This window comes from Lelliottia jeotgali (genome assembly GCF_016771845.1).
In the GTDB taxonomy this organism is placed as follows: Bacteria; Pseudomonadota; Gammaproteobacteria; order Enterobacterales; family Enterobacteriaceae; genus Enterobacter; species Enterobacter jeotgali.
The window spans coordinates 769712-786554 of the sequence record NZ_JAENMQ010000001.1 but is presented as its reverse complement, the minus strand read 5'-3'; the positions used below and the strand labels follow the sequence as shown (position 1 = coordinate 786554).

Annotated in this window: 11 protein-coding genes; 6 read left to right on the top strand and 5 right to left on the bottom strand. The window is 53.7% G+C overall.

Features of this window, described 5'->3' with window-relative positions:
- Window positions 1–235: 235 nt before the first annotated feature.
- From JBO43_RS03780 to JBO43_RS03765, 4 genes are read left to right on the top strand one after another with little or no spacing between them, the layout of a single operon-like run.
- Entirely contained in the window at window positions 236–5515 is a 5280-nt protein-coding gene (locus JBO43_RS03780) for a peroxidase family protein (protein ID WP_202673740.1), read from the top strand.
- A 59-nt stretch (window positions 5516–5574) separates the two neighbouring features.
- Window positions 5575–7317, top strand: a complete 1743-nt coding sequence (locus JBO43_RS03775) for a type I secretion system permease/ATPase (RefSeq protein WP_202673739.1) — start codon at window positions 5575–5577, stop codon at window positions 7315–7317.
- Window positions 7317–8630 carry an HlyD family type I secretion periplasmic adaptor subunit gene (locus JBO43_RS03770; protein ID WP_202673738.1) on the top strand — a complete coding sequence of 438 codons (1314 nt, stop codon included), beginning with the start codon at window positions 7317–7319 and terminating at the stop codon, window positions 8628–8630. Before JBO43_RS03775 ends, JBO43_RS03770 begins: the two co-directional genes overlap by 1 nt.
- A 47-nt stretch (window positions 8631–8677) precedes the next feature.
- Window positions 8678–9346: a YecA/YgfB family protein gene (locus tag JBO43_RS03765; RefSeq protein WP_095282441.1), complete on the top strand. Its 669-nt coding sequence runs from the start codon at window positions 8678–8680 to the stop codon at window positions 9344–9346.
- Window positions 9347–9428: 82 nt separating this feature from the next.
- Here the strand turns inward: JBO43_RS03765 and tyrP are convergent, their stop codons facing one another.
- On the bottom strand, window positions 9429–10640 hold the full coding sequence (gene tyrP / locus JBO43_RS03760; RefSeq protein ID WP_202673737.1) for a tyrosine transporter TyrP: 1212 nt from the start codon (window positions 10638–10640) through the stop codon (window positions 9429–9431).
- 183 nt (window positions 10641–10823) lie between these two features.
- Between tyrP and JBO43_RS03755 the strand changes: the two genes are divergently transcribed.
- Complete coding sequence (locus JBO43_RS03755) at window positions 10824–11063, top strand: YecH family metal-binding protein (protein WP_202673736.1); 240 nt, start codon at window positions 10824–10826, stop codon at window positions 11061–11063.
- A gap of 30 nt (window positions 11064–11093) precedes the next feature.
- Here the strand turns inward: JBO43_RS03755 and ftnA are convergent, their stop codons facing one another.
- The 3 genes from ftnA to JBO43_RS03740 form a co-directional block, all read right to left on the bottom strand.
- On the bottom strand, window positions 11094–11591 hold the full coding sequence (ftnA, locus tag JBO43_RS03750; protein ID WP_095282438.1) for a non-heme ferritin: 498 nt from the start codon (window positions 11589–11591) through the stop codon (window positions 11094–11096).
- Between the two features lie 209 nt (window positions 11592–11800).
- A complete protein-coding gene (gene yecR, locus JBO43_RS03745; protein WP_095282437.1) occupies window positions 11801–12136 on the bottom strand; it encodes a YecR family lipoprotein in 336 nt (111 codons plus the stop codon).
- 104 nt (window positions 12137–12240) lie between these two features.
- On the bottom strand, window positions 12241–14412 hold the full coding sequence (locus JBO43_RS03740) for an HD domain-containing phosphohydrolase (protein ID WP_202673952.1): 2172 nt from the start codon (window positions 14410–14412) through the stop codon (window positions 12241–12243).
- A 255-nt stretch (window positions 14413–14667) separates the two neighbouring features.
- On the opposite strand from JBO43_RS03740, the gene JBO43_RS03735 reads away from it, so the two are divergent.
- Complete coding sequence (locus JBO43_RS03735; protein ID WP_095282435.1) at window positions 14668–15306, top strand: RpiB/LacA/LacB family sugar-phosphate isomerase; 639 nt, start codon at window positions 14668–14670, stop codon at window positions 15304–15306.
- Window positions 15307–15362: 56 nt separating this feature from the next.
- On the opposite strand, the gene JBO43_RS03730 is transcribed toward JBO43_RS03735, so the two are convergent.
- Complete coding sequence (locus JBO43_RS03730; RefSeq protein WP_095282434.1) at window positions 15363–16784, bottom strand: MFS transporter; 1422 nt, start codon at window positions 16782–16784, stop codon at window positions 15363–15365.
- Window positions 16785–16843: the final 59 nt, after the last annotated feature.

Here is a 16843-nt window from a genome sequence, read left to right as displayed (position 1 = left end):
AAACGTTGTGTTTATCCCCGGAAATCCTTTGGGATAATTAATCTGACAGGATAATTCCACCCCGGCATTCTTCGTTCAGGGTTAGACGTGTTGTACTTAAAACAGTAAACGGATTTCGGTTAAGTAAAGATGTTCAGGCGATTAATTCTTTCTGGTGAGGTTCATTCTTTCTCTGTCGATACCTTAATGCGACAGAGGCGGATGATGATAGCTTATTAATACAGAGGTAATGATTATGGCCACACAATATGACTTTACCGTTACGTTGCACGATCTTGCGTTTATCCTCCAACAGATAAAGATTTCTGAAGCGGCGACTAATCCTGACGGGTCAGTTAATGGCGAGCTTCTGCGGGAGCTGGTCTCCAGCCCGCTGTTACCCTATGGGCTGCGTACCGTGGATGGTTCGTGGAACAATTTGTTGCCCGGTCAGGAGCTTTACGGCTCGGCCGATCAAACCATGCCCCGCTTGATTACGCTGGATCTCAACAATCTGGAAGCGCTGCAAAAATACCTGATCCTCAACCCAAATCAGGTGGTTATGGATGCCGATCCGCGCATCATCAGTAATTTGATTTCTGACCAAACGGCCTCTAACCCGGCCGCACAGGAGGCGCACGACGGGCTTGCTGATGCCCCCGGCGGCGGCACTGTATCAGACAATGGCAGCCTGTCGATCCCCAATTTATCGCCTGATATCGGCTTGTCTCCCGCATTCAATGGCTGGATGACCTTCTTTGGCCAATTCTTTGACCACGGGCTGGACTTGATCCCCAAAGCGGGCAACGGGATTGTGTTTATTCCGCTTATGCCAGACGACCCCTTATACGTCGAAGGTTCCCCGACCAACTTTATGTTGCTCACCCGTGCTGAAGTGAATGCCAACCACGATACCAAGAACACCACCACACCGTTTATCGATCAGAACCAGACCTACACCTCCCATCCTTCCCATCAAATCTTTATTCGTGAATATGTAATGGTTGATGGCAAACCCGAACCGACCGGGCATCTGCTTGAAGGCAGCAACGGCGGGCTGGCGACCTGGGCGGATGTGAAGCATCAGGCTGAAAGTTTGCTCGGTATTACGCTCACCGATCAAGATGTGTTCAATGTTCCGCTGCTGGCAACCGATCGCTACGGCAATCTGATTTTAAGCGACAACGGCAAAGTGCAAATCGTCACTGCAAGCGGTCTGGTTGAGGCTAACGGCGGCACGCTGCCATCAGACACCATCCGTACCGGACATGCGTTCCTTGATGATATCGCCCACACCGCTGCGCCTAAAGCAGGTCTGGTTGCAGATGGCGATTCTGATACAGGAAACGCTCAGGCGGGCGGGACCTACGACAACGAACTGCTCGATCGCCACTTTATTACCGGTGACGGACGTGGCAACGAAAACATCGGTCTGACCGCTGTTCACTCCGTATTCCATAGCGAGCATAACCGTCTGGTTGAGCAGTACAAAACCACCATCCTTGAAAGCAACGACATTGGCCTGATTAACCAATGGCTGCTGCCAAATCATCAGATAACTGAAATTCCTGCGGATACCAGCACCCTGCAATGGAACGGAGAGTATTTGTTCCAGGCGGGGCGTTTCGCCACGGAAATGGAGTACCAGCATCTGGTGTTTGAAGAGTTCGCCCGCGCCGTACAACCGGCGGTCGATCCATTTGTGTTCTCGAACAGCGCGGACATTAACCCGGCGATTTTTGCCGAGTTTGCCCACGTGGTATATCGCTTTGGTCACTCGATGCTAACGGAAACCGTCGCGCGTACCGATGAGGATATGCAGAGTGATGATATCGGGCTTATCGAAGCGTTTCTGAACCCGGTCGCGTTCCATGAGCTTAACGGACAGACTGTTTCAACCGAGCAGGCGGTGGGGGCAATTGTGCGGGGGATGACCCGTCAGGTGGGTAACGAGATTGATGAGTTTATTACCGATGCGCTGCGTAATAACCTGGTCGGGCTGCCGTTGGATCTCGGCGCGCTGAACCTCGCGCGTGGGCGCGATACGCTCATGCCAACGCTGAACCAGGCGCGGGAACAGTTCTTCGAGTTAACCGGGAACAGTGAGCTCAGGCCGTATACAAGCTGGGGCGATTTTGCGTCGTTCCTGAAAAATCCGGCCTCGATTATCAACTTCATGGCCGCCTATGGTCAGCATGAGTTGATTCTCAACGCCACCACCAATGAAGCACGCCGCGATGCAGTGAACTTCCTGCTTTTTGGTGATGCTGACGATCCTGCCCGTGCCGATGCGCTGGATTTCTTTATGGGAACCGGAGCGTGGGCCACCAAAGAGACGGGGCTCAACAAGGTCGATTTTTGGATTGGCGGGCTGGCCGAGCGCAAAAATGAGTTTGGCGGCATGCTCGGCTCAACCTTTAACTTTGTCTTTGAAACCCAGATGGAAATGCTACAGGACGGCGACCGGTTCTACTATCTGAGCCGCGTGCAGGGCCTGAACTTGCTCAACGAGCTGGAGGGTAACTCGTTCTCGGCACTGGTGATGCGTAACAGTGACCTGGGGGACGCAGGGTCGTCTCACCTGCCAGCCCATTTGTTCCAGACGCCGGACTACACCTTTGAGGTCAACAAAGCGCTGCAAACAGATGTCGACCCTAAATGGGGGAATGCACTCAAAGATCTGCTCTTCCCGCTGGTGGTACGTCGAGCGGCCGGGGCGGATGTTGACGGAGATGGCGCGGCCGACGGCGCGTATCTGAAATACACCGGGGACGGACATGTAGTGCTTGGCGGTTCGGCAGGGAATGACACGCTTATCGGCGGGAAAGGGATCGACAGTTTGTGGGGGGATGCGGGTGATGACCGCCTGGACGGCGGTGACGAGGCGGACGTGGTTCACGGCGGTGACGGAAACGACATTATTACCGACACCGGGACGCCGATTGGCGGAGCGGATTTCTTGCACGGCGACGCGGGCCACGATGTCATTTTCTCCGGCAACGGTAACGATCTGATCTTCGGCGGCAGCGGAAGTGATTTTATCGTTGTCGGTGAAGATGCGCAGGAGGTCTTCGCCGGACGCGACAATGACTTCGTGCTCGGTGGCTCCGGCGGTGACGCGCTGCTGGGTAACGAAGGCGATGACTGGCTGGAGGGCGGCGACGGGTTTGACTCCCTGACCGGTGAAAACTCCGAGCTGTTCTTCAACAGTACCATTATCGGCCACGACGTCCTGAACGGTCAGGGTAACGACACTGACTACGATGGTGAAGCCGGTGACGACATCATGGTTCAGGGGGCGGGCATCCAGCGCAACAACGGCATGGCCGGTTTCGACTGGGCGATCCATAAAGGCGACCCCAACGCGGCCAACTCGGATCTGGGCATTCCAATCTTCGTCAACCAACAGGAGTTCATCCTGCGGGATCGTTTTGACCTGGTGGAAGGGCTGTCAGGCTGGAAGTTTGACGATGTCTTAACCGGCACGGAACAGCCGGTCGGGACCGCGCCGGTGCAGGGCGTTCCGCTGTCCAATAACCTCACTCAGGAAGGTGTCGACAGGATAGCCGGCCTGCAGAACATTGTCGGCGGCTCGCGACTGACAGACCCTAACGCGGTGGTGTTTAACCCGGATAATGGCGGTGACATTTTACTCGGCGGCGGCGGTAGCGATCGCATCACCGGTAAATCAGGTAACGACATTATTGATGGTGATGCCTGGCTGAACGTTCGCATCGCGGTTTCCGGTATGCCGGGGTTAACCAGCGCCGACAGTATGAATGAGCTGAAATCGCTCATGCTGGCGGGCACGCTTAAGCCGAATCAGCTTTCCATCGTGCGGGAAATATTGCGTGAGGGTAACGGTTCAGAAACGGATGTGGCTGTCTATCGGGATCTGAGCAGTAACTATCTGTTTAACCGCAATGCGGACGGCAGTCTCACGGTGAACCACGCGACTCCGGCGGCCGGGCTGGCGTTTAACGACGGCGTTGACCGCCTGCTCAATATCGAAAAAGTGGAGTTTGGCAACGGTGAACAACTGTGGGTCAAAGCGCAGCAAGCTACCGGGAATCTGTCGATCACCGATGCGACGCCTGAGGTAGGCGACCTGTTGCGCGTGAATCTCACGGATCTTCAGGATGGAAACGGCATCGCGACGAATACGCCGATTGTACTCACATGGCAGGCGCTGGTGGGCGGGCAATGGCGCGACCAGGCAAGCGGAGAAACCTTCCGCGTACCGGGTGGCATTCTGGGCGCTCCGCTGCGGGTTATCGCCAGTTTCACCGACCGGATGGGCGATGCCGAGCGACTGGTATCGGCACAAACGGGTGCCGTTCAGGTGCGCGACCAGCCGACAACAGGCGCTCCGGTTATCAGCGATCTCACGCCGACGGAAAGCATCACGCTGACCGCTGTGGTCTCGGGTATTGCTGACAGCGATGGTCTGACCGGCAACAACTTCAGCTACCAGTGGAGAATGAATGCGGGCAATGGATTTGTGAATATCGCCGGCGCGACAGGGGCGACTTACACGCCGGGGCAGGCCATGATCGGACGCACCCTGCAGGTGGTGGTGACGGTGGTGGATGACGAAGGCAACCCGCCAGTGGTTCTGACATCTGCCGCGACCCAACCAATCGGCGATTTGGTGACGGGGACCAACGCGGCGAATACCCTGGTCGGCACAGCATGGAGCGATATTCTCAATGGTGAAGGCGGGAATGACACTCTGCTGGGCCAGGCGGGAGACGATCTCCTCAACGGTGGTGCGGGGAATGACGATCTGAGCGGCGGTCAGGGGCAGGATATTCTGAACGGAGATGCCGGGAACGATGAACTCGATGGCGGTCAGGGCGCGGACATCATGGCCGGTGGCGTAGGTGACGATCTTTATATCGTCGATAACGCCGCAGATGGGGTCACCGAGGGATTGAACGGCGGAACGGATACCGTCCAGACCAATCTTGCAACCTACGTGATGACGGAAAATGTAGAAGTGTTGGTCTTTACCGGACAGGGGAATTTCACGGGGACCGGGAATGCGCTTGCCAATACCATCACTGGCGGTACAGGGAATGACCGGTTGTCTGGAATGGGCGGGAACGACCTGTTGCAGGGCGGGATCGGCAACGACGTGCTCGACGGCGGCGACGGGAACGATAACCTCGTGGGTGCCAACGGGAATGACAACCTGAGCGGAGGGGCAGGTGATGATGTGCTCTCAAGCGGTATCGGAGATGACATTCTCAGCGGCGGCGCAGGAAACGACGCGCTCGACGGGGGAACAGGCGATGACCGGTTCACGTTTGCGGCGGGCTTCGGGCGAGATCGCGTTACTGGCTTCGACAGCGATGCGCGCGGTGGACAGGATCTCATGGATATCAGTGGGCTTGGGATCACCAGCGGAAACTTCGGTAGCCGTGTGGCGATTGCCGCCAGCGGAGGCGATGCGGTCATCACCATTGACGGTAACGTGATCACCCTTACGGGCGTCACGGCCAGCACCGTCAATGTGTCTGACTTTATCTTATAACTCCTGCTGCTACGGCCATGAAAATGGCCGTAGCTCACCGCGAATATAAGGAGAACGTTATGCCGAGCCAGCAACCGCTTACTGAATTGAATACGGCTTTAAAAGGAACCCGACCGGTGTTTTTCATGTTGCTGTTTTTTAGCAGCACGATCAATATTCTGATGCTGGCCCCGGCAATATATATGCTGCAGGTTTACGATCGGGTGTTGGTCAGTAAAAACACCACCACGCTGTTGATGTTAACGTTGCTTATTATCGGCTTGTATACAGTCATTTCGATGATTGAATTTGCCCGTTCCAGCGTCATGACGCGCCTCGGCAATCGTCTGGACGTAAAATTAAACCAACTTATTTTTAATGCCACCTTTAAACGTCGTATTGCTACGGGGGATAATAATCCCGCGCAGGCAATTAATGACCTTGCACAAGTTCGCCAGTTTATCTCGGGAAACAGTTTATTTGCGCTGCTCGATATTCCGTGGACACCTTTTTACTTATTCATCGCCTTTCTTGTTCATCCCTTACTCGGATATTTGTCCCTCGGGGGGATCGCTATACTGTTTTCGCTAACGCTGGTCACCGAATTAACCACTAAAAAACCCATCCAGCAGGCCCATGCATTAACGATCAACAATACCAGCAAGCTGAATAAACAACTGCAAAACTCAGACACCATTGAAGCGATGGGAATGCTGCCAACCCTGAAGCACAACTGGCTTGAGCAGCACAGCAAAGCCCTGGTCATACAGACGCAAATCGCCGATAAAACCGCCGGGCTAAGTAGCCTGAGTCGTTTCGTTCGCATTTTGCTGCAGTCCGTGGCGCTGGGCGCGGGGGCTTTGCTGGTAATTGCCGGTGAAATCACCCCCGGACTGATGATCGCCGCCTCCATTATTCTGGGGCGGGTGCTGAATCCGGTGGAGCAGGTGATTGGCAACTGGAAACAGTTTGTGCAGTTTCGCCACGCCTGGCGCCAGCTTTCTCGTTTGCTGAGCGACTATCCAAGCGAGAAAGAGGTTCTGACGCTGCCCCGTCCAAAAGGCAATATCAGCGTTGAATCTCTGTTTGCCGCGCCGCCGGGGCAAAAAACGCCGGTGCTGCGTAATATCTCTTTTCAGCTCGAACAGGGCGAAGTACTGGGCATTATCGGCCCGTCGGCTTCGGGAAAAACCTCGCTGGCAAAACTGTTAGTCGGCGTCTGGTCACCGCTGTCTGGAAAAGTACGCATCGACGGGGCTGATATTTGCCAGTGGGATAAAGCCCTGTTGGGCCCGGCGATCGGCTATTTGCCGCAGGATGTCGAACTCTTTGACGGCACCATCGCGCAAAATATCGCCCGTTTCACGCAAAATGAGAGTCAACTGGTCGTCGCTGCCGCTACGCTTGCCGGTGTTCACGACATGATTTTGCGGCTGCCAGAAGGGTACGACACGCCGCTCGGTGCCAATGGATATCAGCTTTCTGGCGGTCAGCGCCAGCGCATCGGTTTGGCCCGCGCGGTCTACAACAATCCCGCTTTTCTGGTACTCGATGAACCGAACGCCAGTCTGGACGACGCCGGGGAATATGCCCTCATTCAGGCCATCAATACCCTGAGAACGCAGGGGCAAACGGTAGTGATTATTTCTCATCGTCCCACTCTGCTGGGCGTGGTGAACAAAATTCTGTTGCTCAATGAAGGGACCATTCAGGAGTTCGGTACCCGTGAGCAGGTGATCGCCAATCTGCGGCAGGCCAATATTTTGAAACCGGTGGCTACCGCGTCTGCACCGCAAAATGAACCGCAACGCGAGGCACTGTGATGAAAGATAATCATGACAAAACCGTTGATACCAATATCTGGCCGCCGTTGCTGCGGGGCATTCTGGTGATTGTACTTGGCGTGGGCGGATTTTTGCTTTGGGCCGTGCAGGCCCCGCTGGATGCCGGTGTGGTGGCCGATGGGACGGTGACCGTGTCGAGCAATCGTAAAACTATTCAGCATTTGAGCGGCGGGCGAGTCACGGACATTTTTATCAAAGAAGGGGAGCTGGTTAAAAAGGGGCAGGTCCTGGTCCGGCTGGATAAAATCCAGCTCGATATGCGTTACAGCGCCCTAAGTGCGCAATACATCTCCGCGAAAACCATCGAAGACCGGCTGTTGGCAGAGCGAGACGGTATGGAATTTATCGCCTTTAGCGACGCATTATCGACGGCTTTTTCGACCAATAAACGTCTGGCAGAAGTCCGGCGCTTGCAGGAGAAACTCTTCGATACGCGCAAAAAAACTATTCAGGATGAACTGTCGATGATCCAGGAGACGCTGGATGGTCTGGCGGGGCAAACGGAGAATTTGAATAAAATAAAAGGCTACCGGGAACATCAGTTCATCCTGATTAACCGTGAATTAGGCACACTCAGAGCGCTCAGCGCCAAAAACTACTACCCCAAAGCACAACTGTTGGTGCTGGAGCGCGAGGCGGCGGAAATCTCCAGCAGCGTGTCGGAAGATATTCTCAACATCGCCAAACTGAAATCCCAGCAGAACGAATTGAGAATTAAAGCCTATCAGGTGAATCACCAGTTTATTCGTGAGGTTGAGTCTGAGCTAACGGTCAATCAGAAAGATGTCGCGACGCTGGAAGACGAACTGGCATCTACCCGCCATGAACTGGAAAACACCGAGATCCGCTCGCCGATTGATGGTATTGTGCTGGATGTGAAAGTCAGTACAGTCGGCGGCATTATTCAGCCCGGCGAACATTTAATGGATATTGTTGCCGCGAATCAGCCGCTGCAAATCGATGCCAAAATACCGGTACATGCGATAGATAAAATGGTGCCGGGGCTGACGGTGGATGTGCTGTTCCCGGCGCTGAATCATGCGCTGCTGCCTTCGGTTCCCGCGCGTGTTTTAACGGTTTCGGCGGACAGGCTGATCGATAAAGTCACCCAGCAGCCCTATTATCTGGCAGAAGTGCAGGTCAGCCCACAGGGGGTGCATTTGCTCGGTGACTACAAAATTAAAGCGGGGATGCCGGCCAGCGTGACGATAAAAACCGGGGAGCGTACGCTGATGAGCTATCTGTTTAAACCGCTGATTGCCCGGCTGGAGCTGGCATTTAAAGAGTACTAACCTGAAGTGTGATAAAATCGTTTTCTTTTTTTTCAGGAGTATCAGTAATGACTGAAGGCCCATTAAATGAAAACGAAATGGAGTGGCTGGAAGAGACATTAATCTCTCATGGTCATGACGATGCGTCCGTTCTCGATCTTTCTGAACTCGACGGCATGCTGACCGCAGTGCTGTCGGGTCCTGTTGTGGTGGAACCTGACACCTGGCTGGTGGCTGTATGGGGCGGCGAAAAACATATTCCGCGCTGGAAAAACGATCGTGAAATGAACCGCTTTATCGATCTTTGCTTTAAGCATATGAACGATATCGCCGAGCGTCTGAGCGATTATCCCGATCAGTTTGAACCGATGTTTGGCGAAAACGAGGTCGAAGGTAATACCTACACCGTGGTGGAAGAGTGGTGTTACGGCTACATGCGCGGGATGGCATTGACCGACTGGTCGACCTTACCCGAAGAGCTGAAAGCGGATTTAGCCGTTATCGCCCTTCATGGCAGCGATGAGAACACCGATCGCGTTGAAGAGATGACCGAAGAGGAATACCACGCGAGCGTCGACAGCATTCGCCCGGCGGCAATTCGTTTGTACAACTACTGGCTGGCGAATCCGCAGGAGCCTCTGGCGAAGAAACCGATCGTCAATGGCGTCAAAGTGGGCCGTAACGATCCCTGTCCTTGCGGCAGCGGGAAGAAGTTTAAGAGCTGTTGTTTGCATTAAAAACAGTGCCGGGTGGCGCTGCGCTTACCTGGCCTACAAAAAAACCTGTAGGCCCGTGCAAGCGAAGCGCCGCCGGGCGGTTTTAGCCCACTTCGGGCAGTAATCCCGCCACAATCAAAAACTGCACCAAAATCACCCCAATCCCACACGCAAACACCAGGGCTAACAACGGCTTCCCACCCCACACCCGATAACCCGAATCTGGATGCTGCTGGCGGCTTTTCCATACCAGCAGGGAAGGGAGCAGCAGCGCCAGCACGGCAAGCGCCACGCCCGCGTAACCGAGTGCCATCACAAATCCGCGTGGATAGAACAGCGCGAAGGCCAGCGGAGGAAGGAAGGTGATCAGGCCCGTCTGAAAGCGTCCGCCGACGGAGCGATTCCGCTGGAATAGATCCGCCAGATAGTCGAACAGTCCGAGCGCCACGCCCAGGAATGAAGTAGCCAGCGCCAGATCGGCAAACAGATGCACCGCCAGCTCAACGTGCGGCGACGCAACCACTTCACGCAACGCCTGTAAAAATCCGTTCAGACCCGAGTGATCGGCCATCAGGCCTATAAAGGTCGAGGAGTCAATGCTGCCCAGCGTCACCAGCTGCCAGAAGATATAGGCAATCAACGGAATGGCGCTACCGATAACAAATACGCGGCGCAGTTTGCGAATATCGCCATTCATGTAGCTGACGATACTCGGCACGCTGCCGTGGAAACCGAACGAGGTAAAAATCACTGGAATGGCAGAAAGCGCCAGCCCCTGCTGGAGCGGTAAGGTCAGCAAATTGACTTTGTGGACGTGCGGGGCGAGTAATGCCAGCATCACCACCAGGAAAATAATCTTGGCAGTAAACAGAAAACGGTTAAACAGATCGACCAGAGAAGTGCCAACGCACACTACGCCACCGCCGATCAGGGTAAAGAAAATCACCCCGGTGGCCGGAGAGATATTTGTGCCAAACCAGTCGTTGACGCTGGAGGCAATCAGTTCACCCGCGCCGCTCATGTACGCCGCTGTCAGGGCATACATCAGGAACATCATGCTAAAACCCGTTATCCACTGGCCGTAGCGACCAAGATAGCGTGCCGCCAGCGAACCGAGGCCCGTATCTGCCGGGACGTGCTGATACACTTCCAGCAGCAGTAAGGCGGTGTAACACATCAGCGCCCACAGGCATCCCAATAGCAGCAGCGTAACGCTAAATCCCACGCCTGCTGCGGCTAACGGCATTGCCAGCATTCCTGCGCCAATCGTCGTGCCTGCGACGATAAAAATACTTCCCAGAGTTCTGTTCTTCACGCTTTCCTCTACTACAACCGCCAATGGCAACCTAATCTGCGGCGCAGAGTAAGACAAAAGCTCAATCTCGTCAAATCCCCGTTACAAGCAGTGTAATGATATTTTTACAGGGTTAAACCTGAGCCAGCGCAAGGCAGCGATACACATTCGCGTTTAGGCTGTCGCTTTCACTTCGGAGGATTTATGGCGTCGATTCACGGACACGATGTGCTCAACATGATGATTGAGTCGGGTGAGCAGTACAGCGAGCAGAGCCTGGTTCAGGCCATTGATTCACGCTTTGGCAGTCATGCGCGTTTTCATACTTGTTCAGCGGAGAATATGACGGCGGCGGAGCTGGTGGCATTTCTGGCGGCGCGCGGGAAATTTGTTCCGCTGGAAGAGGGGTTTTCAACGCACGAAAGTAAAATCTGTCGGCATTAAAAAAAGGGAGCCGGAAGGCTCCCATAAACTTTATTTTTGCGTGTCGAGAGTCGACAACTCTTTATCAATAAAGTACAGACCTTCGCCTGATTTACCCGCCAGTGATAATTTATCGAGAACGGATTTAAACAGTTTCTCTTCTTCGTGCTGTTCTGCAACATACCATTGCAGGAAATTAAAGGTTGGATAATCCTGGCCGATCATTGCCGCGTGAGTCAGCTCGTTAATCTTCTGAGTGATCAGCTGCTCGTGCTCATAGGTCGCGCGGAACAGTTCATCCAGAGAGGTGTACTCAGCAAAAGGAGACGCGACCGGGTTGATGCGCGGCAGGCTGCCGGTATCTGCGAGATAATCGAACAGGCGCTGCATGTGCGTCATCTCTTCCTGAGCATGGCGGCGCAGGAAAGCGGCAGCACCTTCAAAGCTGTGGTAGCTGCACCAGGCACTCATTTGTTGATAAAGCAGGGATGAAAAAAGCTCAAGGTTCATTTGTTCGTTGAGCTTATCAATCATTTCAGTTTTCAGCATAGCGCAGCTCCAGGAAATTATTTATTTTGTCAGTCAGGGCGTCACTATAATTTGTTATTTAAATATTTGCAAAAGGTAAAATAATTATATTATTTATTAAAAATACGAATGGGAATAAAACGCATTGGCAGTAGTTGATATATTAATGAGAATTGTTCTGGTTCTTATTTTAATGAGCTGCCAGCGCTATTCTGGCAGCCCTACCCTTATTACCAGGTTTGCGTAGCGGCGGGATTAACCGCATAGCCCATGCATTTGTACTGGATAGTCACCGTTTCGTTAAGGCACACCGAACCGCTGAACAGACTGCAGGTTTTAATCGGCTGGCCATAGAAAGAGGCGGTCGCGAAGCCCATGCTTTGACACTCGCGCGTGGCCGTCCCGTTGGTGACATAGTCATCGTAACGGGCATTTTGAAAAATCGCCTGGCCGTAATCCAGTCGGACAACGCCGTTTGGCGCATCGGCATTGCTTACCTGCGCCTGACGGGTGACCGTGCAGCCCGCGAGGAGCAGAACTAAACCGGCAACGAATAATCTCTTCATATTTCGCTCTGATTTAATGGGAATACACCATTTTACCGTTCGATCAGTCGAACAATGCCAGGAATAGCCGGATGAATTTCCCTTTCTCTTAACAACGATATGATTTAGTCAGCGAGACTGTCGAAGATCGTGCAGAACTTCAAATGATGCTGACGGAACAAGGCGATAAGCTGCGGATCGAAATGTTTCCCGGCACCCTCAAAGATAACCTCACATGCCAGCTCATGAGTAAACCCCGGCTTATAAACGCGTTTTTGCCTCAGCGCATCGTACACGTCCGCCAGCGCCAGGATGCGCGCCTCAAGCGGAATATTTTCCCCGCGAAGCCCTTCGGGATAACCACTTCCATCCCATTTTTCATGATGGAAGTGGATAATGTTTTCTGCCACCTGACCCAAACCCAGACCCTGAATGATCATATAGCCTTTGGTGGTGTGTAGTTTCATTTCGTTGAATTCCTGCGCGGTCAACGGCCCTTGCTTACGCAAAATGCGCTCGGGTACAGCAATTTTCCCGACGTCGTGCAGCGAGGCAAAATGTTCTATTTCAGCGATCATTTTGCGCGATAGATCCAGTTCACGGGCCATCATCCCGCAGTATTTCGCCACGCGCTGAATATGGCTCCCGGTTTCATCATCGTGCGCGCGGTTTACTTTCTCCAGGGCCTGGACGATGTTGCGGTTCACCAGCCGGTTTTCTTTCATATGACGACGCATCATTACCAGCATTCCGATGCTGAAAAGCGCGGTGATGAGCAAAATCACGCTGATGACCTTGAGAGTATTTTTGGTCAGTGCGGGGAAAAAGTCCCGCGTTTCGTGGCGCTCTAACTGCGTGCGGAAACTGGACAGGCGATTCACCTGAGTCAGCAAGTGATACATGGGATTATCGGGTTGAACCCAGGGACCGATAATCACTTCGCTGCGCGTCACGCCCGCCACTTTCAGTACGCCGCGAAAAAGCTCATTGCCGCGAAGTGTCGATTCCAGTGAACTCAAATCTCCCAAAATATAGTCAATTTTATTGTTCTCAATCGCATCAATAAGGCCGTTAACGCTGTGTCGGGTGACGATCACCACATCGCTGCCAAATCGTTCCTGGAGATAGCGCGCCGAGAACGACCCCGCCAGCACGCCAACGCGCTGGCTACGGATGCTCTCTTCATCCCACAAAAAGGGTTGCTTGATACGGTTGTAATAGACGTTATGCCAGGCAACGTCGGGGCCGATTCGCCCGGCGGCGTGATCAAGGTCTGTTTTCTCTGCGACGTCCACCAGGCGCACCGGCCAGCGCTGCTGCGCCAGCTCCTCGGCATAGTTATCGACAAAATGGACATCCACCTCCATGCCTAGCAGCTCGCGCATGTCATGGATCATGTTGATAGCGGTTCCCTGATAGCCTCGATCGTCTTTCCAGATTATCGGCGCGAAATTCTCATTTTTAGGCAGCCAGATTTGCAGACGATTATTCGCAAGCCAGGTACGTTCTTCTTTCGAGAGGGTAATGCGGCTGAGCAGATACTGTCGTTTACTCTCTTCCAGCGCTTTGCGCATCGCCCCGCTGCGATACCACTCGCCGATAAAAGCGTTCACTTTTTCGCGCAGATCCTTCAATTCTGGGCTGAATGCCAGCACCACCGGAATGCGCAGTTCAGGGAAGGGCCGGGAGATAAGATAATAACGCTGGGTATTTTCCATTTCGCTGGCGTCATTAATGTAGAAATCTGCCTGGTGTTCGCCGAGCAGCCGAAAGGCTTCTTCACTGCTGGCGACCAGTCGTAGCGAGCGGAATTTCAGATCCGGGTAGCGCTTTTGCACGCTTTCCAGCGTAGCGTCGTTCTGGCGAAACAAGACTCTGGCATGAGAGAGTTCGTCGGCCGTATTGACCGACATGGTCGGACTGGCGACAACCACTTCGTTATTAAAAAGCTGCGATGAGAGGATTTTGGTGCGCGCACGGGCTTCGGTTCGCAGGACACCGGCATAGACGCCGTATCCGTCATCATTAAAACGCTGGCCGATTTCAGGACCGGAAATCGGCTGGAGCTGTAAGTGAATATCTAATTTTTGGTTGATGGCGCGAACCAGTTCCGGGTAAAACCCCTGAAACTCACCCTGCGGCGTGCGCCAGAATTCGAAGCTGTCGGCATCGTAAATCCAGACAGGAATAACATGTGATTCGGGTGTCGGTTGTGCACAAGCCGCTCGTGCCCAGACCAGGGCTGTGAGGATTGCTATCAAGAAAAACGATGTGATGCGAGGCGTCCGGCGGCGCATATTCACAGTGGTTCCCCAGAGAATTTTTATTGTCTTTTAAAAAGCAGTCTAGCTAACTGCTGGATTCGTGAGTAGAGATTTCTTAACTTTATGCAATAGCTCGCCATTTCCTTCTCTTTATCTGAATTTGTGAGGCGGCTTTCGTTTTTTAAAACATTTTTTCAGTTAATTTGAAAGTGTGTTTGTTAGATAGTAAGGTTGGGTGGATTAGCTATCTGTAGCGGCAAAAACCGCAACGCATTCAGGAGATGAAGAATGAAAATTGCACTGATGATGGAAAACAGCCAGGCTGGCAAAAACTCCACTATCCTCAACGAATTAAAAACCGTCGTCGATGAGAAGGGATTCCCGGTCTATAACGTCGGGATGAGTGACGAGAACGATCACCATCTGACCTATATTCACCTGGGCATCATGGCCAGCATCCTGTTGAATTCTAAAGCTGTCGACTTCGTCGTGACGGGTTGCGGGACCGGGCAGGGCGCGTTGATGTCCCTGAACATCCATCCGGGCGTGATCTGCGGCTACTGTATCGACCCGGCAGATGCGTTCCTGTTTGCGCAAATTAACAACGGTAACGCGCTGTCTCTGCCGTTCGCCAAAGGCTTCGGCTGGGGCGCGGAGTTGAACGTACGCTTTATCTTCGAAAAAGCGTTCACTGGCCGCAAAGGTGAAGGCTATCCACCAGAGCGTAAAGAGCCGCAGGTGCGCAACGCCGGTATACTGAACCAGGTGAAAGCCGCCGTGGTGAAAGACAACTATCTTGATACCCTGCGCGCCATCGATCCTGAACTGGTGAAAACCGCGGTGTCCGGCCAGCGTTTCCAGCAGTGCTTCTTCGAAAACTGTCAGGACAAAGAGATCGAAGCCTTTGTTCGCGGTATTGTCGGTTAATCCGTCATTCGAATATGCCGGGTGGCGCTTCGCTTACCCGGCCTACTAAACCTGTTTCATTGTCTATTCGACACTGCACTTCCCGCGTCTTTTGTGAGTCGCAAGGTATCAAACATCCCCACCAGACAAATCAGCGCGATGGCGACAAAGGCCAGACGGAAGCTGATTCCTGGCACATTTCCCATTCCCAGAACCGCCCCCAGTGTTTCCCCGATACGAATACCAATCGCTCCGAGCGTGATCCCAAGCCCGACAGCCAGCTGCGTCGCGGTGGAAAACAACGTATTGGCGTAGCTCATTTGCGCCGATGGCACATCCGAAAATGCCAGAGTGCTAACGGCAGTAAACTGAATAGAACGGAACACACCACCCAGATAAAGGATGAGCATAATCAGCCAGACCGGCGTTTGTGGGGTGATAAACGCGCAGGCCAGCAGCGACAGGACGTTTAACGCACCATTCATCAGCAATAGTTTTCTGAATCCGAGACTGCGAATCAGCGGCGTGGTCGCCGGTTTAATCGTCAGATTGCCGACAAATACCGCCAGCACCAACAGGCCGGAGTGAAAAGCGTCCATCCCGAATCCGACCTGGAACATCAGCGGCAGCAGGAAAGGGACCGCGCTAATGGAGGCCCGGAACAGGGAACCGCCGTACATCGTCACGCGAAATGTCGGAACCTGCATGGCGTCGAGGCGAATCATCGGCCACTGGGCTCGCTGAAAATGGCGCAGGGCATAAATGAGTGTTGCCGCGCCCACGGCCAACAGGCAGAGAGTGAGAACTAATCCTTCGGACTGTTGCGCCCCCATTAACTCCATAGCATAAACCAGGCTTACCATCGCAACGGTGGTGGCGATAAAACCGGGTGTATCGAACGGTCGACGCGTGTCTTCGCGCAGATCGGGAATAATCCGCAGTGCCAGAATAATCGCCACTATCCCGAGCGGCACATTAATGAAGAAGATCCAGCGCCAGTCGGCGTAGCTGGTGATAAATCCTCCGAGCGGCGGACCAATAATCGGCGCAACCAGCGCGGGCCAGGTAAGGGTCGCGATAGCGGTGATAAGCTGATGCTTGGGCGTGGTACGCAGCACGGCGAGCCTGCCTACCGGGACCATCAGCGCGCCACCCATACCCTGAAGCACGCGCATGGCGACAAACTGATCGACTGTGGTGGACAGGCCACACAGAACGGAAGCCAGCGTAAAAATTGCCAGCGCCACAGCGAACACCCTGCGTGCGCCAAAACGATCGGCAATCCAGCCGCTGGCGGGGATCAATACCGCCAGCGTAATCAGGTAGGCGCTGATACCGATATTCAAATCGACGGCCTGCACGGCAAAACTTTTTGCCATATCCGGAAGCGCGGTGGCAATGACTGTGCCGTCGAGAAACTCCATAAAGAACGCCCCGGCAACCAGCAGCGCCGCAGGCGACAAGCCGCGACTCTCTTTCCCGGTGATGTTTTCGGTCATCTTTACCCTGCCATATCAAAAAATTTTATAAAAATTTACTGGAACTTATAAGTTCCTAA

Excerpts from the sequence above, each read along its gene's own strand:
- JBO43_RS03780 (WP_202673740.1), top strand. The coding sequence starts at position 236 with ATGGCCACACAATATGACTTTACCGTTACGTTGCACGATCTTGCGTTT.
- JBO43_RS03775 (WP_202673739.1), top strand. The coding sequence starts at position 5,575 with ATGCCGAGCCAGCAACCGCTTACTGAATTGAATACGGCTTTAAAAGGA.
- JBO43_RS03770 (WP_202673738.1), top strand. The coding sequence starts at position 7,317 with ATGAAAGATAATCATGACAAAACCGTTGATACCAATATCTGGCCGCCG.
- JBO43_RS03765 (WP_095282441.1), top strand. The coding sequence starts at position 8,678 with ATGACTGAAGGCCCATTAAATGAAAACGAAATGGAGTGGCTGGAAGAG.
- JBO43_RS03755 (WP_202673736.1), top strand. The coding sequence starts at position 10,824 with ATGGCGTCGATTCACGGACACGATGTGCTCAACATGATGATTGAGTCG.
- ftnA (WP_095282438.1), bottom strand. The coding sequence starts at position 11,591 with ATGCTGAAAACTGAAATGATTGATAAGCTCAACGAACAAATGAACCTT.
- yecR (WP_095282437.1), bottom strand. The coding sequence starts at position 12,136 with ATGAAGAGATTATTCGTTGCCGGTTTAGTTCTGCTCCTCGCGGGCTGC.
- JBO43_RS03740 (WP_202673952.1), bottom strand. The coding sequence starts at position 14,412 with ATGCGCCGCCGGACGCCTCGCATCACATCGTTTTTCTTGATAGCAATC.
- JBO43_RS03735 (WP_095282435.1), top strand. The coding sequence starts at position 14,668 with ATGAAAATTGCACTGATGATGGAAAACAGCCAGGCTGGCAAAAACTCC.
- JBO43_RS03730 (WP_095282434.1), bottom strand. The coding sequence starts at position 16,784 with ATGACCGAAAACATCACCGGGAAAGAGAGTCGCGGCTTGTCGCCTGCG.